This window comes from Sphingomonas sp. MM-1 (genome assembly GCF_000347675.2).
Taxonomy (GTDB): Bacteria; Pseudomonadota; Alphaproteobacteria; order Sphingomonadales; family Sphingomonadaceae; genus Sphingomonas_E; species Sphingomonas_E fennica.
In genome coordinates this window covers 4,019,142-4,039,880 of record NC_020561.1, presented here as the reverse complement: position 1 = coordinate 4,039,880, position 20,739 = coordinate 4,019,142, and the positions used below count along the sequence as shown (strand labels likewise).

19 protein-coding genes are annotated in these 20,739 nt (G+C 65.5%); 17 read left to right on the top strand and 2 right to left on the bottom strand.

The window, feature by feature from the left end; genetic code table 11:
- Nucleotides 1–199: 199 nt before the first annotated feature.
- The 16 genes from G432_RS19175 (at nucleotide 200) to G432_RS19100 (ending at nucleotide 15,455) form a co-directional block, all read left to right on the top strand.
- The gene (locus tag G432_RS19175; protein WP_015460477.1) at nucleotides 200–970 is read left to right on the top strand and encodes an ArdC family protein; all 771 of its coding nucleotides are present in this window, start codon (nucleotides 200–202) and stop codon (nucleotides 968–970) included.
- A gap of 157 nt (nucleotides 971–1,127) precedes the next feature.
- Nucleotides 1,128–2,477: a tyrosine-type recombinase/integrase gene (locus G432_RS19170; RefSeq protein ID WP_015449377.1), complete on the top strand. Its 1,350-nt coding sequence runs from the start codon at nucleotides 1,128–1,130 to the stop codon at nucleotides 2,475–2,477.
- Nucleotides 2,474–4,264 (top strand): hypothetical protein, encoded by a 1,791-nt coding sequence (locus G432_RS19165; RefSeq protein ID WP_037465845.1) that lies wholly within the window; start codon nucleotides 2,474–2,476, stop codon nucleotides 4,262–4,264. The genes G432_RS19170 and G432_RS19165 overlap by 4 nt, the downstream gene beginning before the upstream one ends.
- Nucleotides 4,261–6,474, top strand: coding sequence for a phage integrase (locus tag G432_RS19160; protein ID WP_015449375.1), 2,214 nt, complete (start codon nucleotides 4,261–4,263; stop codon nucleotides 6,472–6,474). Before G432_RS19165 ends, G432_RS19160 begins: the two co-directional genes overlap by 4 nt.
- 49 nt (nucleotides 6,475–6,523) lie before the next feature.
- Nucleotides 6,524–7,426: an ArdC family protein gene (locus G432_RS19155; protein ID WP_015449374.1), complete on the top strand. Its 903-nt coding sequence runs from the start codon at nucleotides 6,524–6,526 to the stop codon at nucleotides 7,424–7,426.
- Between the two features lie 65 nt (nucleotides 7,427–7,491).
- Nucleotides 7,492–7,707 carry a zincin-like metallopeptidase domain-containing protein gene (locus G432_RS19150; protein WP_051128765.1) on the top strand — a complete coding sequence of 72 codons (216 nt, stop codon included), beginning with the start codon at nucleotides 7,492–7,494 and terminating at the stop codon, nucleotides 7,705–7,707.
- A complete protein-coding gene (locus G432_RS19145) occupies nucleotides 7,704–8,069 on the top strand; it encodes a DUF2958 domain-containing protein (protein ID WP_015460475.1) in 366 nt (121 codons plus the stop codon). Before G432_RS19150 ends, G432_RS19145 begins: the two co-directional genes overlap by 4 nt.
- A gap of 3 nt (nucleotides 8,070–8,072) precedes the next feature.
- Nucleotides 8,073–9,314 (top strand): hypothetical protein, encoded by a 1,242-nt coding sequence (locus G432_RS19140; protein WP_015460474.1) that lies wholly within the window; start codon nucleotides 8,073–8,075, stop codon nucleotides 9,312–9,314.
- Entirely contained in the window at nucleotides 9,311–9,697 is a 387-nt protein-coding gene (locus tag G432_RS19135) for a hypothetical protein (protein ID WP_015460473.1), read from the top strand. Before G432_RS19140 ends, G432_RS19135 begins: the two co-directional genes overlap by 4 nt.
- A 225-nt stretch (nucleotides 9,698–9,922) precedes the next feature.
- Complete coding sequence (locus G432_RS19130; RefSeq protein ID WP_015460472.1) at nucleotides 9,923–12,073, top strand: ParB N-terminal domain-containing protein; 2,151 nt, start codon at nucleotides 9,923–9,925, stop codon at nucleotides 12,071–12,073.
- 114 nt (nucleotides 12,074–12,187) lie between these two features.
- Nucleotides 12,188–12,658, top strand: coding sequence for a DUF6878 family protein (locus G432_RS19125; protein ID WP_015460471.1), 471 nt, complete (start codon nucleotides 12,188–12,190; stop codon nucleotides 12,656–12,658).
- Between the two features lie 10 nt (nucleotides 12,659–12,668).
- Nucleotides 12,669–13,043, top strand: a complete 375-nt coding sequence (locus tag G432_RS19120; protein WP_015460470.1) for a DUF6915 family protein — start codon at nucleotides 12,669–12,671, stop codon at nucleotides 13,041–13,043.
- A 68-nt stretch (nucleotides 13,044–13,111) separates the two neighbouring features.
- Nucleotides 13,112–13,867 (top strand): hypothetical protein, encoded by a 756-nt coding sequence (locus G432_RS23835; RefSeq protein ID WP_015460469.1) that lies wholly within the window; start codon nucleotides 13,112–13,114, stop codon nucleotides 13,865–13,867.
- Between the two features lie 89 nt (nucleotides 13,868–13,956).
- Nucleotides 13,957–14,151 (top strand): hypothetical protein, encoded by a 195-nt coding sequence (locus G432_RS19110; RefSeq protein WP_015460468.1) that lies wholly within the window; start codon nucleotides 13,957–13,959, stop codon nucleotides 14,149–14,151.
- A 132-nt stretch (nucleotides 14,152–14,283) separates the two neighbouring features.
- Nucleotides 14,284–14,802 (top strand): hypothetical protein, encoded by a 519-nt coding sequence (locus G432_RS19105; RefSeq protein ID WP_015460467.1) that lies wholly within the window; start codon nucleotides 14,284–14,286, stop codon nucleotides 14,800–14,802.
- Nucleotides 14,799–15,455 (top strand): DUF7007 domain-containing protein, encoded by a 657-nt coding sequence (locus tag G432_RS19100; protein WP_015460466.1) that lies wholly within the window; start codon nucleotides 14,799–14,801, stop codon nucleotides 15,453–15,455. The genes G432_RS19105 and G432_RS19100 overlap by 4 nt, the downstream gene beginning before the upstream one ends.
- Nucleotides 15,456–15,529: 74 nt before the next feature.
- Here the strand turns inward: G432_RS19100 and G432_RS19095 are convergent, their stop codons facing one another.
- Together G432_RS19095 and G432_RS19090 are read right to left on the bottom strand one after the other, a co-directional pair.
- Nucleotides 15,530–15,952 carry a type II toxin-antitoxin system VapC family toxin gene (locus G432_RS19095; protein ID WP_015460465.1) on the bottom strand — a complete coding sequence of 141 codons (423 nt, stop codon included), beginning with the start codon at nucleotides 15,950–15,952 and terminating at the stop codon, nucleotides 15,530–15,532.
- Entirely contained in the window at nucleotides 15,952–16,194 is a 243-nt protein-coding gene (locus tag G432_RS19090; RefSeq protein WP_015460464.1) for a type II toxin-antitoxin system Phd/YefM family antitoxin, read from the bottom strand. Before G432_RS19090 ends, G432_RS19095 begins: the two co-directional genes overlap by 1 nt.
- A 204-nt stretch (nucleotides 16,195–16,398) precedes the next feature.
- Between G432_RS19090 and G432_RS19085 the strand changes: the two genes are divergently transcribed.
- On the top strand, nucleotides 16,399–20,733 hold the full coding sequence (locus tag G432_RS19085; protein WP_015460463.1) for a strawberry notch-like NTP hydrolase domain-containing protein: 4,335 nt from the start codon (nucleotides 16,399–16,401) through the stop codon (nucleotides 20,731–20,733).
- The last annotated feature ends 6 nt before the right edge of the window (nucleotides 20,734–20,739 follow it).

Here is a 20,739-nt window from a genome sequence, read left to right as displayed (position 1 = left end):
GGTGTGGATTTGGCCGGGAGGGCTTGGGGGGAATGACTTCCCCTGACCGCAAGCCCGCGACGCGGTCTTTCGCTACCCCTTCGAGCGGGGGCATGCCGCCCCCGCAACGCCCCCGCGAGAGTGAGAGGAAAGCCGGATTTTCGTGACGGGTTGAGCGTCGCGAGAGAGGCTCGGGACCGACCCGTCGCGGAGATACGCGATGGCGCGCAAGTTCAAATCCCGGCCAGCAGTTCCTGACCGGCCGACCCTCTATCAGGACATCACCAACCAGATCATCGCCGAGCTGGAAGCCGGCCGCGTGCCCTGGGTGCAGCCCTGGGCCTCGGCCAAGGCCCCGCTCCAGATGCCGCACAACGCGTCGAGCAGCCGCTGCTATTCCGGGATCAACATTCTCATTCTTTGGCACGCGGTGGTCTCGCGGGGATTTTCGAGCAACGCCTTCCTGACCTTTCGCCAGGCGCTCGAACTCGGCGGCAATGTCTGCAAAGGCGCGACCGGCACCACTGTCGTCTATGCCCATCGCTTCACCCCGGGCGATGAACGGCGCCAGGCCGCCGAGGAAGGCCGCACGCCAGGCACGATACCGTTCCTGAAGCGCTTCACGGTGTTCAATCTGGACCAGTGCGAGGGGCTGCCTGACGCCTATACCGCCGCGATCCCACGACCCGATCCCGATCAGATCCTTCCCGAGGCGGAAGCCCTGATCAAAGCGACGGGCGCGGATTTCCGTATCGGCGGAGATCAGGCTTATTATGACGTGGCGAACGACCGGGTCTGCGTCCCGCCACCCTCGCGCTATTTCGATCCGATCAATTGGAATCGAACGGCTTTTCACGAACTCGGTCACTGGACGGGCAGCAAAGAGCGCCTCGACCGGGACCAGAGCGGCCGCTTCGGCTCGGAGACATATGGACGCGAGGAACTGGTCGCCTTATCTGGACAGTCTGCACCGCATGGCACTTTGCAGTAGGATGTGGTGATGGACGCCGACGGTAGGCAGTTATCAGGCTGGCCGTAGCGCTGACCCAAGAGCTGGCGGAGGCCAGCCTGATAACTGACGGGCCATAGGGCGCAACGGTGCGAGGTCAGCTTCCGGGTGGGGGGTCCGGGGGGAGGGTTTCGCGCTGATGTCGATCATCTCTGTCTGCGAGCGTCGCGAGGCCAAGGGTCTCGATGCGCATGTGCCGCTGATCTTGCGCGACGACGCGCTTTACGATCCCGATCTGGATCGCTTCTTTCTCGACCTGCCGCTGTCGGGCGTCCGCTCGCGGCACTCGCTTCGCGCCTGTGCCTACGATGTCGCGGTCTGGCTTCGCTTTCTCGATGCCTTTGGCAAGACCGTGTGGACTGCGACCCGCGACGATGTGGTCGCCTATCATCGTGAGCGACGCCGCGACGAGGCTGATAACCGGATCACGGCGGCAAGCTGGAACCGGGCCGTCGCCAGTCTCGATCGCCTCTACCGCTGGGGCGAGCAGCAAGGGCTGATCGCCGAGGCGCCGTTCAGCCGCCGTGCCGTGTGGCGACCGGCGCAGGGCGGCCGTCGCGGCATGATCGCGGCGCGCAACGACGCCTATGAACGTGTCGCGAGGCGGTCGGATGTTCGGTTCGTCCCGATGGACGACTACCGCATTTTCCGTGAGGTCGGCCTGCGCGGTCTCGCCCCTGACGGCACCGAGCGCCCTGGCGCGCGCGATCGGAACGGGCTGCGCAACGCGCTGTTCGCCGATCTTCTCGTCACCACCGGCCTGCGCCTCGAAGAGGCGTCGTGCCTGCTCGCTGCCGAGCTCACGGCGATCGACCGCGAAGACGGTGATGGACAACAACTTTGGCTGCCTCTCCCGCCGCCGCTCACCAAGGGCGACCGAGGACGCAGCGTTCTGGTCCCGCGCCGGCTGCTTCGTCAGATCGCCGCCTATGTCGCCGTCGAACGGGCCGCAGGCGTTGCCAAGTTTGCCGCGCGCGATGGCGCGGCCAGTTTTGAGCGACCGATCCCTGTCACTCGCGCCGGTCTCGACCGCATGCGGGATATCTGCACCCCGGAGGAACGATGCCGCCTGATCCTGTGTGATGAGGATGGAACGCTCCGGGAGCCGGCGGCGCTATGGCTGACCGAGGTCGGGCAACCTGTCCGTCCCAACTCGTGGGAGGTGATCTTCACTCGGGCCTGCAAGCGGTGCGCGGAGAACGGTTTTCCGCTGTCGATCAGCCCGCACCAGCTTCGCCACACCTTCGCAGTCCATATGCTCGCGTTGCTGATCCAGCAGCGACTACGCGAAGCCGCATTGCCGGCGGGGGCGGTAGAGAGCTACCGGCTGATCTTGGGCGACCCGCTGCAACAGGTGCAACGCCTGCTCGGCCACGCGAGCCTTACGACCACCTATATCTACCTCGACCATATCGCGACCCGCGCCGATACGGTCGACGCAGCCGTAGAGGAGCTACTCGCGCTGCTGCCGGGACCGCAGGGCGCATGAGCGGGCGTCCCCGCAGGGGCCGGCCTGTCGCTTTCGCTCCGATCACCCCGGAGGCTGTGCAGCCCGATCCGGTGCTCGGCCTCAAGTTCACCATCGAGGCGCGGCATGGCGGGACCGTCCTGGTCGATATGACCGGGCTCGAGCCTCGTCCGCTCGCCATTGCCTTTGCCGGCGCGCTCCATCGGTCAGCGGCACTCGGCGGATCAATCGGTGCGGCCAGCGTCATCAAGCAGTATCTCCAGGTCTATCGTCACTTCTTCGCCTGGCTTGCCGACGAAGCGCCGAAGGTGGCCGGCATCAGTGATCTCCACGCGGCCCATATCGATGGTTTTTCCTCCACGCTCGAGCGACTCGGGAAGAGCGCGATCCACCGGCACATAATCGTGGGCAAGGTGATCAACACATTGCGCATGATGGAGGCAGATCGGCCCGACCGGATCGCGCCCGACCTGCATGAGCGGCTTCGTTACACGTTGGCCACTTCGGCAGGTCGCTCGACCCCGCGCGATGCCTACAGTCCGTTCGTCGCTCGCGCACTGCGCGACGCCGCAAGGGCCGATATCGAAGCGATGTTCCGCCGTTTCGGCGCCGATGACGACCACACCGATGAGGGCGATCCGATCATCGCCAGGGCGCGCGCTGAAGTCGAAGCGGTCATCGCGCGGCAGGGCTTTATCGTCGCAGACCATCCCGCGCTGAAGAGCCTCTATTTCATGCGCGCACGGCGCGGCCTGCCGATCAGCACGCTGGTCGATGACCTGCATCGCCGCCATCATCTTCACGTCACCGATATCCCCCCATTGTTCGTGCTACTTTCGCTCGATACTGGCCTGGAGCCCGAGTGCTTGAAGGCGTTGACGGTTGATTGCCTGGCCAACCCATCCGCTGGCACTGTCGAGTTGCGTTACCTGAAGCGACGCGCCCGCGCTGCCGAGCACAAGAGTATGCGCGTGCGCGACGGCGGCATCGGCACGCCAGGTGGCCTTATCCGCCGGCTGATCGAGGTCACGGCAGTTGCGCGCCAACATCTGTCCGCTGATTGTCTCTGGGTCTACCACAACGCTGGCGGGCTGCACGCCGGTATTCGTCATCCGCGCGAACGTCTCGATGCGTGGGTGGCTCGGCACCGGATTGTCGATGACGACGGCAAGCCGCTCTACCTTCTGCTTTCCCGCCTTCGCAAGACCCACAAGGCGCTGTGGTACACCAAGACCGAAGGGCATATGGCTCGGTTCGCGGTCGGGCATAGCCGTGAGGTCGCCGCGCGCCATTACGCGGATCTACCCTCGCTCCGGCCCCTGCACGAGGCCGCGGTCGCCGATGCCTTCCGCGAGGCGGTCGCCGCTGCGATGCCGACCATACTCCCGCCCACTGCGGAGCAGGCACTGCGCGAAGGGCCCGAACAGGCCGCGCCGCTGATGCCGCCAGATACGGTCGATCCGCTGCTCGACGGCGAACAGGATGTCTGGCTCGCCGCTTGTGCGGGCTTCCATCGCAGTCCCTTCGCCGAGGTTGGTTCGCCCTGTTCTCAGCCTTTCTGGGGGTGTCTCCATTGCCCCAACGCTGTCATCACCGCGCGCAAGCTGCCCGCGATCCTGGCCTTCCTCGCATTCGTCGAAGATCAACGGCAGGGCCTGCCTGGTTCTGACTGGATGGCCAAGTTCGGGCAGGTTCATGCCCGGATAGTCAACCAGATTCTGCCAGCATTTTCCGATGCGGTCGTCGCCGAAGCGCGGCTGCGCGCAACCGACGAGCATCTCTATCTCCCGCCCGAGACGCGCGCATGACGGCCCCCGCCTATGTCCCGGCGCTCGCGTTCGATGATCGGCCCGTGTTGACGATTGTGCCGCTCAAGCCGGGCCATTCCCGTGAGGCACTGTCGCGTGTCGGTGACCCGAGCTGGGATCTTGGACCCGCTGTTTTCCGCGAGAACGCCCGGCGCTGCCATGTCACCGTGCATTTCGACGTGCTTGAACATGCCGATGTGCAGGCGACGATGCGCGCCTATCTCTATGCCCGTCTCAACGTCGATCTCCCCGGCTACCGTCCGAAGCTATTGCCCGCCTGTATCCGGCAAGCGTTCAATCGGGCGCGGCGCTTCTTCGGTTTTGCGCGCGGACGACTGGGTGTGCTCGACCTTAGCCGCATCGATCCCGCGCTGATCGATGCTTATGCCCGCCATCTGCGTGATGATCCCGCAAGGAGGCCCGTCATCGTTGGCCACCTTCTCGAGGTGATCATCGATCTATACCATTACCGCGACCATCTTCCCGGTGGCGGCCTGTCGTTTGAGCCTTGGGAAGGACGGGCTCCTGCGCGCGTCGCTGGCTATCGGCATGTCCGGGAGAACCGCACACCGCGTATGCCCGAGGGGATCATCACCCCGCTGCTGGCCTGGTCGCTGCGCTATGTCACCGTCTTCGCGCAGGATATTTTCGCGGCCCGGCGTGAGCTTGATCGCCTCGAAGCCCAACGTGACCGCTGGTTTGCTGCCGAACGGGGACTGGCACACGCCGAGCGTCGTCAACGGCAGCGGATGCGATTGCAGCGCTATTTCCGGTCGCGCGCGCGGCAAGGCCGAGGCGTACCGGTCTGGGTAAGCCCACCCAACGGATCTGCCTCCATCGATCCGGCCAGCGGGACGACCATGCCAGTCGTCAACGTGCAGCTTCTCCATCTCCACGTCGGGGTCGACGCCGCCGCAGAACCGGCGATGCACCTTACTCTCGCTGGCGGTGCTTCCGATCTCATTGAAGCTGCCATCGCGGATATGGGCGTCGAACCTGGCGGTATGGATACGCCGATCTCGATTGATCCCGATCGTGGTTTACCATGGCGGCCCCGTTTCGATGCCAAGTCCCTTATCCTCGAAGAGCGCATGCTGCAGGCGGCAGCCTATGTGGTCTGCGCTTATCTGACCGGGATGCGCGATTGCGAGGTGCAGGCGATGCGTCGGGGATGCCTGACCCTCAAGCGGAGTGAGGATGGCGTCGTGTCACGGCACCGCGTGCGTTCCACCGCCTACAAGGGCAAGGGTAGCGGGGGAGCGCCGGCCGAGTGGGTGACCATTGCTCCTGTCGCTGATGCGATCAGTGTGCTCGAGCTATTGTGCAAGCGTGCGGCCGACGCTCGCGGCCTTGATACACTCTGGCCCGTGCTGTCACTGACGCGGAGCCGCAAGTCGCACGTTTCCGCGGAGATCGTCCGTCAGATCAACGCCTACCGTGACCATCTCAACACGCTGTTCGGTTCGGACGAGGCGCCCGCTATTCCGCCAGGACCGGACGGCAAGCCCTGGCGGATTACGACCCGCCAGTTTCGCCGCACCATTGCATGGCATATCGCCAACCGCCCCTTCGGAACGGTGGCTGGCATGATCCAGTACAAGCATGCCTCCGTTGCCGCCTTCGAGGGCTACGCAGGAAGCAGCGCCTCCGGGTTCCGCGCCGAGGTGGAGACGCAGCGCGGACTCGGCCAGCTCGACGACTTGCTCGATTATTTCGACAGGCGGCGAGGTGGGGCCTCCCTTTCCGGACCAGCGGGCCGGCGCATCGAGCGCGTCCTCGATGAGACGGCCACGCAACTCAGCCCATTGCCAGCGATGATCGCCGACCGGTCCCGTCTGCGCACCATGCTCGCCAGCCTTGCCCGCACCCTGCATGTCGGCACGCTGGCCGATTGCTTCTTCGATCCGGCAACAGCCTTGTGCCTCAAGCGTGCGACAGATTCCTCGGCGAACCGGCCGTTGACAGCACTTTGCGAACCGACCCGCTGTCCGAACGCCTGCATCGCCGAACGTCACCGGCCCATCTGGGAGCGGAGCGCCACCGAGGCGCGGATGTTGCTGCGCGAGAAGCGCCTGCCTGGATTGCAACGAGCAGCGCTCCAGCACGAGGTTGACCGGATCGAGGGCGTGCTGGCCCAGATCGCGCCTGAAGGCGCGACGCCGCCCTTTCGGGCGGCGGTAGAGGGAGAGGAGGGCCTGGAGATGGGGTGACGGGATGAGGAGCGGGAGAGGCCTGCTTCGCCCGTCGTGGAGATCGAACATGTCCCGCTCATCAGCGCCGGCCGAGCGCGCCGACGTTTATACCCGCATCACCACCGAGATCATTGCCGCCATCGAGGCGGGCGCGGGCACCTGGCGCATGCCCTGGCATCATGATGGCGCCGCCGTCACGCGGCCCGAGAACTTCTCATCCCATAAGCGCTACCGGGGCGTGAACGTGCTCGCGTTGTGGGCGGCCGCACAGGTGAGCGGCTATGCCAGCGGCCTGTGGGGCACCTATCGGCAGTGGCAGGCGGTCGACGCCCAGGTTCGCAAGGGCGAACGCGGCACGACAGTCGTTTTCTGGAAGCAGGCTGCGTCCAACGTCGATCAAGACCATGACGATGGCGATCAGCGGCCCGGTCGTATGTTCGCTCGCGCTTTCACCGTGTTCAACCTCGCGCAGGTCGAAGGTTATGAGCCTGCGCCGGTCACCCTATTGCCGGAGACCGAACGCCTCGCCCATGCCGAAGCATTCGTCGCGGCGCTGAACATTCCGATCACCGAAGGCGCCTACGATGCCCATTATCGCATCGATCTCGACCAGATCTTCATGCCGCCTTTCTCGGCGTTTCACGATGCAGCCGCTCACATGGGCACCCTGCTGCACGAGTCCGGCCACGCCACAGGGGCAAAGCATCGGCTCGACCGCAACTTCCAGGACCGGTTCAAGCGCGATTGGCTGCCGATCGAAGAAGCCTGCGCCGAACTCACCGCATCGTTCGTCCTGGCGGACCTCGGCATTGCCCATCATCCGCGCCCCGATCACGCCGCCTATGTGGCATCGTGGCTCAGTGCTCTGAAGAAAGATCCACGGGCGATCTTCACCGCCGCCAGCAAGGCCCAGCAAGCCGCCGACTGGATGTGGGCGCAGCAGCCCCAGCGCGAGGAGTTGGCAGCATGACCAGCACCTCCGCTCGACCCCCAAAAATTCAAATTAGGGCTGGACTGTCAGGATATGTCGCCGAGATGGCCGGCGCCTTCGTCTGCGCTGCGCTCGGCATCGAACCCACTGTCCGCCATTCCGACTATATCGGGGCATGGCTCGACATCATGCGCGCGGATGATCGCGCGATCGTTCGTGCCGCGAGCGCCGCATCGAAGGCGGCCGACTATCTGCTGGCCTTCCGCGATGCTCCCGGCATTGAGGCCCGAAGCGCTCCGACCGAACGGAGGGCGGCATGACCCTTCTGACCCCCGAGCTGCGCGCGCAGCTCATCGCCAATGCGGCCGACCCGCGCGGTGACCATCTTCCGGTCGCGAAATTCTTCAACCCCATGGGCGCGGGCGTGTGGCTTGCCACCATGCTCGAACCCGATGGCGATACGCTGCACGGCATCGCCGATCTCGACATGGATTACGTCGACTATGGCCTGTTCAGCCTGGCCGAACTGCAAGGCCTCGACGTCGGGCTCCAGCTCGGCGTCGAGCGCGACATCCTGTTCGAGACGACGGCGCCGATCTCGGTGTGGATTGATATCGCCGATATCGCCGGCGGCATCCGCGCAGCCGAGCGCATCATCGCCCGGCTCGAGCGGGAGGGCTGATCCATGCGCTTCCGCAAACGGCCCAGGCCCAAGCAGTATGAAGAAACGTCGCGCAAGCGCGCGGCGTTTCTCACCAAGCAGCGACGCGAGCGCGAGGCGCTGCCGCTGTTCGCCGACATAATCGCCGCCGGGCAGCACAGCGTCGAGGAGGAAATGGCGCGGCGTGCCGAATGGTGGCCCCGCCAGCAGCAGGACCGCCGTGATGAGCGAGCGGCCGTTTGGCGGAAGGCCCGCGCTCGGCTGTTCGCCTTGCCCGCCGAGCGACGCCGGGCGATCCGCGCTCTCTGGCGGGAATGTCCCTACCCGGCGGACCCCCATAGCTTCGCCGACTTCCTGCACCAGATCGAGGTGGGCAAGCTCGACATCGCGCGGCCGGGCTGGCGCTTCCACGCCCGTGTCCAGCCCCGGACAACATTGACCCCAACCACCTTCGCCGAAGCGTTCCGCCAGATCGGACGGCGCAAGCTCAGTCCGAGCGGCGTGCCTGGCGATGCCGACACGCTGCTGTTCTGCGGCAATCTCGGCAAGGGCATCCTGTTTGTCGATCGGTTTGTCGATCCGGGTGGGGAGCCCGCAGTCACCTTCGATGTGCGCGGGGTCTGCTCCAGCGACGATCTCGCGCTGATCGAGCGGCTCGCCCAGGCCGCGGAAGACCGGCCCGTCGCGGCGCGCCTGGTCGAACGACCTCTTCCCCGAACCGAAGACGGAGCACCGGCCGAGCCCCACCGGCTGCTGATCCTCGCCTGCTCGGCGACCAAGCGGCGCGATGTCGGCTGGATCGACGCGGTCGACCGCTATGACGGGCCGCTCTGGCAGACTGTCCGCGCGGTCTGCCCAGACCGGATGCGGATCAAGGTCGCGGTGCTCTCAGCCCGCTACGGCTTTCTCGATTCCCGCTCGCCGGTCGAGGATTATGACGCCCGCCTGACCCCGGACCTTGCCCAGCGCATGATCGCGGGCGGCATGAACCGACGTTGGCCGCGTCCGCCGTCGGCGCGCAAGCCCGACACCTATAGCGATTCTCCCGGTTGCCAGATCGCTTCGCTTTCAAACCATGGCACGCGGCCGTTCACCGACGTCGCGCTCGCCGGCGGGCATCTCTACATCGGGGTGATGCGGGCCTTCCTCGACGGTTTCCGCGACCTGCGCTGCGTCGCCCCCGACGCGCGGATCACCGAGATCAACGGCCCGATCGGTATCATGCGCCAACAGGTCCGGGGCTGGCTCGAGGAGCGCTGGCCGTGAGCGGGCGGCCGCCCGGCGCGGGGCATAATAACGGGCCGCCGCTCGACGATGACGATCCTCCGGCGACCATTCGGACATGCCGTTGGTGCCGGCACTGGTCGCCGCCGTCCGAGCGGGAGGAGCGCGACTATGAGTTTTTCCGGCTCGGCCTCTCGCGCCGCCGCGTGAAGCGGCCCAGCGGCGCCTGTGATCGGGTGCTTATGGCGCCCGGCAAACCGCTCGCCTTCTCGGCCACGGTCGCAGAGTTCTCCTGCCTCAACTTCGCGGCCAAGCCGTTGCCGCCTGTGGAGATACCCCGACGCGGCGGCTTCGTGACGATCTATGAGGGCGACAAGATCGTGTGGCGCGGCAATGCGGAGGATCTGCCCGAGGAATATCGCTGACCAATCTCGAAAGCGATTCCGGTCGGCGGGTTCAACCGACCTCTCCGTAATTCCGTAAATCCGTCGATACGCACCTCAGTGGATCATCAAATCCGCATGGGCCGCGCGGGACCGCCTGCCACCTCCCTCATGAGCCGAAACATAGAGTGAGAGGGAGGCTCTGGTTTTCGTGACGGGTTGGAGGCTGGGAGAGAGTCTTCCGGCCGCCCGTCATGGAGACGTGTCATGGCAAAAGCCCCATCGAAGATCACCCTCAACCAGTCCCAGAACATTCCGTTCGACAAGCTGGTCCTCTCGCAATCGAACATCCGCCGCGTGAAGCATGGCGTGACCATCGAGCATCTGGCCAATGATATCGAACGTCGCGGCCTTCTCACCGGCCTCAACGTCCGGCCTGTGCTCGACGAGGCCGGCGAGGAAACCGGCATGTTCGAAATCCCGGCTGGCGGCCGCCGCTACAGCGCGCTGGCGATCCTGGTGAAGCGCAAGCGGCTCGCCAAGGACGCGCCGGTTCCCTGCGTGGTCAAGGCCGCGAACGATCCAGTTCTGGCCGAAGAGGATTCGCTTGCCGAGAACAGCGAACGCGAACCGCTCCACCCGCTTGACGAGTTCCGGGCGATGAAGACCTTGTTCGACAAGGGCGAGCAGGAGGAAGCGATCGCCGCACACTTTCGCGTCACGCCCGCCGTTGTGCGCCAGCGCCTCAAGCTCGCCTCGGTCTCGCCCGCCTTGCACGAATGCTATGCCGAAGGCGACATGACTCTCGACCAGCTCATGGCGTTCACGGTCAGCGACGATCACCAGCGCCAGGAGGATTTGTGGGGTCAGCTCGCGGCCAGCAGCAACAAGTCGCCCTGGTTCATCAAGTCCAAGCTGCTGGAGGACAAGGTCGAGGTCTCGGACAAGCGCGTCCGCTTCATCGGGCTGGACGCCTATATCGCCGCCGGCGGCGCCGGTCCGATCCGTGACCTGTTCGAACCCGACGATGGCGGCTGGCTCTCCGATCCTGCGCTGCTCGATCGCCTGGTCGACGAGCAGCTGCGGGCGGAAGCCGATACGATCCTGGCCGAAGGCTGGAAGTGGGTCGAGGCGCTGGTCGATCTGCCCTATGGCTATGACGAGGACTGCCGCGCCATCGCCAGCCAGGTGCAGCCGCTGACCGAGGCGCAGGAAGCGCGGATCGTCGCCCTGCGGGCCGAGGCCGATGCGCTTGAGGCCGAGTGGGACGGCAAGCCCGATGTTCCGGAAGACGTGGAACTGCGTATCTCCGCCATCGACGCCGAGCTTGGCCTTCTCGCCCAGGGCAACCGGGTGTTCGATCCTGCCGAGATCGCCAATGCCGGCGTGTTCATCGGTCTGGAGGAAGACGGCACGCTCTATATCGACCGTGGCTATGTCCGCGCCGAGGATGAGCTGGAGCCTGACGATGCCGGCGAAGGTGGCGATGAAGCGTCCCATGCCGGATCGGATGACGCGTCCGATGAGATCGGCGGCGAGCCGGCCGATCCCGAGTCCAGCACGGCCCCGTCCAGGCCGGCTCCGAACGATGACGATGATGACGGTGAGGTCATCAAGCCGCTCCCGGACCGTCTCGTCGCCGAGCTGACCGCCGCCCGCACGCTGGCGCTTCAGGATGCCTTCGCGCAGTCGCCTTCGGTGGCCTTCGCCGCCGTGCTGCACGCGATGGTGCTGTCGGTCTTCTACGTGGGCCGCACCGAAAGCTGCATGGAGTTGGCGGTCCACCGTGTCTCCATGCCGTTCCAGGGCGCGGATCTGCGCAACAGTCCGTCGGCTGCATCCATCCAGGAACGGCACACCCGCTGGAAGGAGCGTCTCCCCCAATCCGACAAGGATGTCTGGGATGCGCTCCAGCAGCTCGACGGCGGCGAACAGGCCAGTCTGTTCGCCCATTGCGCCGCCTATTCGGTGAACGCGCAGTGGGAGCCGGTTCCCAAGCATGGCGGCGGCCGTGTCTCGGCGCACGGCGTCGCGCGCCGCATCGACCACGCCAACGTGCTGGCCCGCGCCGTGGGTCTCGACATGATCGGCGCAGGCTGGCGCCCGACCTTCGACAACTACCTCAACCGGGTCGCGAAGCCGCGCATCCTCGAGGCGGTGGCCGAGGCGAAGGGGCCGCAGACCGCCGGGCTGATCGACCATCTGAAGAAGGGCGACATGGCGCGTGAGGCCGAACGGCTGCTCGCCGATGCGGATTGGCTCCCCGAACCGCTGCGGACGCCGGTGATCGAGGAACCGCTGCCGCTCGACGCGGACGCCGATGCCTTGCCGGCGTTCCTCAACGAGGATGACACCTCCGATAAGCAGGAAGCTGCCAACGACCAGGAGGGCGACGACGAATACGATATCGCCGCCTGAATGCAGGTGCGGGACGGGTCGGCAGTCGCTGCCTCGTCCCGCATCGCCTTTTTCACCTCAACCCCATTCTCAGCCCGGCCACGCGCCGGGCTTTTTCATTTTCGGAGATCGACGATGACCAATCCACCTTTTGTTCCCGCCTTCGACATGACCGCCTTCCTCGCCCGCCAGGCGGAATTCGATAAACGAGCGAGCGAGATTTTTCCCGTCAATAAGGCTGCTGTCCTGTCTGTACTGGCACGAGCTGGCATCACCCTTGTCACCGTGCGGTTCGATGGCGGTGGCGACAGCGGTCAGATCGAAGAGATTGACGCGCGTTCCGGTGAAAGCAGCGCCGACCTGCCCGATACATCTGTCGAGATCGCCCGCTGTGAATTTCACGACGAGGAGGTCCGGCATGTAACGGTCCCGCTCCCGGAAGCGATCGAGGCGATGTGTTACGACCTCCTCGAAAGCAAGCACGGTGGCTGGGAGAATAATGAAGGCGGTTATGGTGAGTTCACCTTCGACGTGGCCGCCGGGACCATCGTCTTCGACTTCAACTATCGGATCGAACGATCCGAAAACCATTATCACGAACTATAGGGAGGCGATGATGGGCCATTGCTATCATCACGCGCTCTCGTCCGTGCGGAAATGGGGCGGCTCGGCCGAGGATTATCTGCCGCTGCATCAGTGGTTCGACGAGTCCAAGGCGATCACCGCCGATTTCCGCCATCGCGCGCTGCGCCATCATGCCGAGGGCATATTCATGCTCGAACGCTTTTACGGCGCGACCATCACCGTCTCATGCGGGCGGGTCGTTCCCGTCCGCTTGATCGGCGAACAACATGTCCTCGAAGATCTCGGCTTCATTCCGAGCTTCGCGGACTGGGTGCGCTGCATCCGGCCGCAGCCGTGGATGGGCCGCGCCCAGCCGATCCACAAGCTGGTGGACCCTTTCGCGATCGAAAGCCCGCCAGCGTCCTGATCTGTACCCCATCACCTTTCTCGAGAGCCCGGCCGCGCGCCGGGCTTTCGCGTTTTTGGAGACCCGATATGGCTGATTATTTCTGTTCCACGGTGGTTCAGCCCACCATTCCGCTGAGCGCGATGACGCCGCTCGAACGATTGATCCTCTCCGGCATCTTCAGCAGCGATGCGGATGGCGACGGCCTCTATTTCTATGCCGAACAGGGCGCCAACGATATGCCGGCCTATCCCGTCGATGAGGTCCGCGCGGCGCTCGCCTTGTCCGGCGATGTTGAAAGCGCCGCGGCAGACACGGTCCGGGCGGGCCTCGCTGAACTCGGTGATGATGACGCCTATCTTCAACTGGACTTGTCGGTTTCCGGCTGGGAGGTGTTTTTCCAGAGCATCGTCCGGCGGTCGCCCGCGCTTCCTTATGTCTCCGCCATGTCCGCCTGGACCTGCACGAAGATGCGGCCAGACGGTTTCGGCGGCATGGCCGTGCTGATCACAGCCGACGACATCATGGCACGCACGACCGAGTCGATGCTCGATGAAATGCTCGGTATCGCCGAATATGGGCCGCTCGGCGTTGAGCCGGGGCTCGGCTCGCATGTCCTCCTCCGCCTCTGCGAGGAGCATGTCCGCGCGACCGTGGAAGTGGTCTTCGAGACGGAAGCGCTGGATGGTCTCCAGATCGCCGATGTGAGCAACGCCGATATCCGTCAGGCATCCCTCGATGTGAAGGCGGCCAGCGACCTCTCCCATGAAGAAGGTGACGCCGCCTTCAAGGCCGCAACGCGAGCGATTTCTCTCGCGGCCGAGCGCAAACTCGCTGCCCGATGAACGGCGCAGGCCGGCGGGTTACAGCCGGCGATCAACGCCCGGGCGCTCTGCGCTCGGGTCTTTTCCTTCCAAACAATGGAGACTGACCCATGAAGATTTCCGACATCGAAACCGCCGGTCCGGAGACGCTTGCGCCCGTGTTGCTCACCGTCCTGCAGCGCCTCGGCCAATTGGGTCGCATCGGCGCTGTCGCGCTTGCGCGTCTTGTCGAAGAGCATGACGCAGACGTGGAAGAAGCCCTGGAGTGGCTGGCTGACATAGCCGCGGGGTCGCTGCGGGAGTGATTCGGTCTGCCGCCGGTCCCGTCTCCGGGCCGGCAGCCAGAGTGAGAGGGTGACGGGGAAGCGGGTGAGCCGGCCGGCTTGAGAGAGAGCGGTCGGCGGCTCGCTTCCTCGCTGCTCTCCCGGAGACCTCACATGACCGAAAGAACTGGCGACGCCCCTGTTGCGGGCGCGACCTCCATCATTCTCGATGGCGCTGCGGTTCACGCCACAGCGCCTCTCGGGGCCGTCCTGCGCTACTTCGATGGCGCGCCGCAGCCGCCGGCCCGGCACACGCGCAAGTCACGGGACTGGCAGACGCGCAACAGCACCGGCCGCCTCGTGGAAAAATCGCCGTCGGCGGCTATGGGCGGCAGAACCTACCCGGCAAGCTTCGTGCTCCACGAGGGCACCTTCATGTCCGGCATCACGCCGGTCCTTGTCGCGCGTCGTCACTATATGGTCACGACGGACCTTCGCTTCGAAGTCCTCGAATTGCCGCAGCCGGGCGTGGTGCGGGTTCTCACCCGTTGGAACGGTAAGGACGAGCTTAAGCATCTTGCCGCCAATATGGCGGACGCCGAAAGCTGGGCGTCCCGGAACCGCTATTCCAATCTCGTCCTTCAGCTTGTCGAGGATGAACCCGTCATCTCGACCCTCAGGAGGGCGGCATGAGCCCGGCGCCTTCGGTTCCGGCCACCTATGGCCGCACCGCCGACGCGCTGGGCTTTCACGACCATATCGCTGAGCTGGTCCAGCACAGGGAGGAATTGCTGCGGCTTGATCGCAAACGCGGTAACGGAAAGGTCGCGACGCCTTGGGGCCAATCCCAGTCCAGCGAGATATACGCCGATGGAGTGGTCTTCCATTCCACCGCCAGCCATGGCGGCTTCAAGCTCGATCGCGCGCATAACGCGAGGATGCCCGCAGCCATAAGGGTTGCCGGTGGCTGGTATGAAGAAGATGCCGAATGGGCGAAGGTCGCGACGGGCTTCCCCGATCTCTTCACGGCCTATGAACGGCGTCACGCTGAGAAGACCCTGCGTGACTATTACCCAAATTGCTGGGAAACGATCCACGACCGTTTCCTGGCGCCCGGTGAATCCGTCGAGAATGATCGGCGGCTTTTTGCTGAGAAACACCGGCACGATTGGGTGGTCGTGTCGGCGATCCGTTCCAGAGATAATCCGGGCATCACCGATTGTATCGCCCGGCTCGGCGGGCGCCGGGATGAAGGTCGTGAACGGCGCTTCCAAGTTCCATCCGACGAATATGTCGCCGGGCGCTTCGGGTTCATAATCGACGAGGCTCGGCACTTGGAAGTCTGATTGATGTGGGCGGCTCCGTCTTGGAGTCGCCCATTTTTTTGCCTGCCGCCCAGAGTCGGTCTTGCTCCCGGTTCCTACAGAAGCCTCGTTACCGTCCCGAGAGCCGTTCCTCCTTCGGCCAAACGGCGATCCAGAGTGCAAAGCGTTGCCCCTCGCTCCGCTGCAATTGCGAGGTGCAGCGCATCACCGGCACGCAGGTTCAGCGAAAACTGATCGGAGAACAGCGCCGCGTTACGGAAATTGGCGGAAGCCACCGGCATGATCGTCAGGCTTTCGCTGCAAAGTCGATGGAACTGGCTCAGCACCTCGGCGCGTTGGGACGCATCGAGCTGGCCGGTTCGAACTTTGATCGACAATGCCGAAGACATCTCCGTCACGACCCAGTCGCTGATGATCAGCTCCTCGGGGTCTTGCCCCGCCAGCCACTCCTGAATCTCCGCCGTGCGGTCCTCATTCGTCAGAGCCGCGATCAGCAAAGACGTGTCGAGATAGAGCATCAGTAGCGATCACCATCGCGCATGGCGCGCGTGAACGTGTCCGCGCCTTCGCTTTGGGCCGGAAGGGAATCGGTCAGTCGGCGCAGCCGTGCGGCATCGATCGCCTTGCGCGGCCGTTTTGCGGCCTCAAGGCGGGCCACAGGCTTCCCACGGCGCAGGATATCGATCGTGTCGCCAGCAGCAGCGCGATCGACCAGTTCACTCAAATGGGCTTTGGCGTCCGCCAGGTTGATACCGTCCATGACTCGCTCCTGACTAGGTAGTTGGTCACATATAAGGTTTTACGGCAACAACGGCAACGCCGCATCCAGAACACCGGTCGGTGCGGGTGCCATCGTGATTGCCGAGCGAGAGGAAGAGATAGGCCCGGGACGGGGTGAGCCTGGCGGGTTTGAGAGAGAGGGTCCGCCGGCTCCTGCCCCTCGACCTCTCCCGGAGCATTCCCGATGACCATGAACCGTTCCACGGCGCTCGCTGCCGTGCCGCTTGGCGCTGCCCGCCATTTCACCGGCACCGCCGAGAAGCTGCTGGCCGCCGCCCAGCTTATCCTGCCCCATCTCGAAGCAGGCCGCGCCGTCGACGCCCAGGCGCTACGCGGCGCGATGGAAACCGCGTTTGGCGGCTCCGACGCCGAAGGGCTGTGGGACTGGAAATCGGCCTATGACGCCTGCGAGGCCGCGCAGATACTGTTCCTGCGGAAATACGGAAACACGATCTTCCTCAAATACGCCGATCCGCAAGCCCGGCTCGCGGCGATCGAGAAGATAGTCGGGCTGATGCCCACCCATACGCGCCGGTCGGAAACCTCCCAGGCGCTCCAGCAATTCTCGACACCCGCGGGCCTCGCCTATGTCGCCGGCGTCGCCGCTGGCTTCCAGCCCGGCGAGCGGATGCTCGAACCCTCGGCGGGCACCGGCCTGCTCGCGATCCAGGCGGAGATCGCAGGCGCGCGCCTGATGCTGAACGAGCTGGCCGAAACCCGCGCCGCGCTGCTCGATCTGCTATTCCCGCAGGTCGGCGTCACCGCGCACGACGCCGCCCATGTTCACGACTATCTCGATCCCGCTGCCGTGCCCAACGTGGTGGTGATGAACCCGCCCTTCTCGGCGATCGCCCATGTCGAGGCGCGCATGAAGGATGCGGCGCTGCGCCATATCGGCTCGGCGCTGGCGCGCTTGCAGCCCGACGGCCGCCTCGTCGTCATCACCGGCGCCTCCTGCGCGCCGGACAATCCCGCCTTCACCGATGCGTTCGTCGCGCTCCAGGAACGCGGCCGCGTCCTGTTTTCCGCAGCGATCGACGGGCAGGTCTATCGCAAGCATGGCACCACGATCGACACGCGGCTGACCGTGATCGACCGCACACCCGCCGACGATCCGCGCCACTTTCCTGCCGCTCCCGGCGTTGCGCCCGATACCGCGACCCTGCTCGGCTGGGTGCTGGCTCAGGTCCCGCCGCGCTTGCCCGCGCCCGATACGCCGCCGCCCAGCGCGCCGCTCGCCGTGCAGGCGATGGCTGCTCGGCCGGTACGCCCCGCCGCAACCGCCCGGCCTATCGCGCCGACGCCTGTGATCGAGGGCGTCGAGCTGGCCTATACGCCGTGCGTTGAAGCTGTGCCGGATCATGGCAATCTGACCGATGCGATCTACGAGCCCTATGCGCTTCAGTCGATCCGCATTCCCGGCGCCAAACCGCATCCCACCCCGCTGGTCCAGTCGGCGTCGATGGCATCGGTCCCGCCGCCGGTTCCGAGCTACCGGCCCTCGCTCCCGGCGCATCTGGTCGGTGACGGCGTTCTTTCCGATGCCCAGCTCGAATCCATCATCCTCGCGGGCGAAGCGCATGGCGAGCATCTCGCGGGCGCGTGGACCGTCGACAAGACCTGGGACGTCGTCACCGCGGCGCCGGACGATGTGGAGACCGCCGTCCGCTTCCGGCGGGGCTGGATGCTGGGCGACGGCACCGGCGCGGGCAAGGGCCGCCAGGTCGCGGGCATCATCCTCGATAACTGGCTGAAGGGGCGTCGCCGCGCGGTCTGGGTCAGCCGGTCGGAGACTTTGCACCAGGACGCGATGCGCGACTGGGAGGCGCTCGGCCAGGAGCGCCTGCTGTTGACGCCGTTCTCGCGCTACCGACAGGGCACGCCGATCACGCTCGATGAGGGCATTCTGTTCGTCACCTATGCGACGCTGCGCTCGCAGGAACGGGCTGAGAAGGCGAGCCGTGTCCAGCAGATCGTCGACTGGCTCGGCTCCGATTTCGACGGCGTAATCGTGTTTGACGAATCCCACGCAATGGCCAATGCCGCCGGCGGCAAGAGCGAACGCGGCGACCAGGCGCCGTCGCAGCAGGGCCGGGCTGGGCTCCGGCTCCAGCATGCGCTGCCGGACGCGCGCATCGTCTATGTCTCGGCGACGGGCGCGACGACCGTGCAGAATCTCGCCTATGCCCAGCGCCTGGGCCTGTGGGGCGGCGAGGATTTCCCGTTCTCGACACGCGGCGAGTTCATCGGCGCGGTCGAGAATGGCGGGGTCGCGGCGATGGAAGTGCTGGCCCGCGACCTGAAGGCGCTTGGTCTTTACTCGGCCCGGTCGCTCAGTTTCGACGGCGTCGAGTATGAGATGCTCGAGCACGCGCTGACCGCGCCCCAGATCGCGATCTATGACGCCTATGCCGGGGCGTTTCAGATCATCCATAGCAATCTCGACGCGGCCATGCGTGCCGCCGGCAGCAACCTGAACAGCCAGGCGAAGTCCGCCGCGCGGAGCGCCTTCGAATCCGCGAAACAGCGGTTCTTCAACCACCTCATTACCGCAATGCAGACCCCAGCGCTGATCGCCAGCATCGAACGCGATCTCGAAGCCGGCCACGCCGCCATCATCCAGATCGTCTCGACCGGCGAGGCCCTGCAGGAACGCCGCCTCGCCGAAATCCCGACCGAGGAATGGGATGATGTTCGCGTGGATGTGACGCCTCGGGAGTATGTTCTGTCCTACCTCGAACACAGCTTTCCGGTGCAGCTTTACGAGCCCTTCAGCGACAGCGAGGGCAATCTCTGCTCCCGGCCCGTCACCGACAAGGACGGCAATCCGGTGATTTCGCGCGAGGCGATCGAACGCCGCGATCGGATGATCGAGCGGCTCGCCTCGCTGGCGCCAGTCCCGGCCGCGCTCGACCAGGTGCTCCACCACTTCGGCACCGACACGGTCGCAGAGGTGACGGGCCGGTCGCGGCGCATCGTCAAGCGGCGCGGGTCGGACGGGATCGACCGATTCGTGGTCGAGAACCGGCCGGGCTCGGCGAACATCGCCGAAACCGACGCCTTCCAGAGCGACGCCAAGCGCATCCTGATCTTCAGTGACGCGGGCGGCACCGGGCGCAGCTATCACGCCGATCTCGGCGCGAAGAACCAGCGCCTGCGGGTCCATTATCTGCTCGAGGCGGGCTGGAAGGCCGATAATGCGATCCAGGGCTTTGGCCGGTCGAACCGCACGAATCAGAAGCAGCCGCCGCTGTTCAGGCCGGTGACGACCGATGTGAAGGCGCAGAAGCGCTTCATCTCGACCATCGCGCGTCGGCTCGATTCCCTGGGGGCGATCACGCGCGGCCAGCGCCAGACCGGCGGCCAGGGGCTGTTCCGGCCCGAGGACAATCTGGAATCCTGGTATGCGCGCGATGCACTGCGCCAGCTCTACCGGCTGATCTTCAGCGGCAAGGTCGAGGGCTGCTCGCTCGGCGAGTTCGAGGCCGCGACCGGCCTGACGCTCGGCGACGAGGGCGGTCTTCGGGACGAACTGCCCCCGATCACCACCTTCCTCAACCGGATGCTCGCGCTCACCATCGATCTCCAGAACATCCTGTTCACGCGGTTCGAGGATCTGCTGACCGCCCGCATCGAGGGGGCGATCGCGAGCGGAACCTATGAGCTGGGACTGGAGACGCTCCAGGCCGAAAGCTTCAAGATCGTCGATCGCGCCACCATCTATACCCATCCGGGCACGAGAGCGGAGACGCGATTGCTGACCATCGAACGCAAGGACCGCAACAGACCGGTGACGCTCGACGAAGCCTTCGGCCATCTGCGCGATCGCCGCGCCAGATTGCTGGTCAACGCCCAGTCAGGGCGTGCTGCGGTGCAGGTACCGACGCGCGGTCTGCAACTTGATGACGGGAGCATAGAGGCGCGCATCCGGCTCGTCCGGCCGATGGAATCGACGCCGATGCCGCTTGCCACCATGGCGGAAACCCAATGGCGCGAAGCCGATCGAGGCGAGTTCGAGCGGGCATGGGAGGCGGAACTTGCCGATGTGCCGGTGTTTGCGACCAGCACCATGCACATTGTCGCCGGGCTTTTGCTGCCGATCTGGAAGCGACTGCCGCAGGAATCCACGCGCGTCTATCGGCTCCAGACCGACGATGGCGAGCGGATCGTCGGGCGCCGTGTGTCGCCTGCCTGGGCGGCGACCGCGAGCGCGAACGACAATGGCCCGGTGCTCGCGCCCGACGCCGCGTTCACGGCGCTGATGGATGGTCAGGCCATCCTCGATCTCGCCGAACGGCTCCAGCTTCGCCGGGTGCGTGTCATGGGCGTGAATCGGATCGAACTGGACGGCTTCACCGACACGATGCGCGACCGGCTGAAGGCGATGGGGCTGATCTCGGAGATCATCTCCTGGAAGCTGCGGCTGTTCGTCCCGACCGGAAGCGACGGCCCGACCGTGCTCGCCCGACTGCTGGATCGGTATCCGCTTCAGCGGGTCGGCGAGCGCCATGCGGCGTGACGGAGG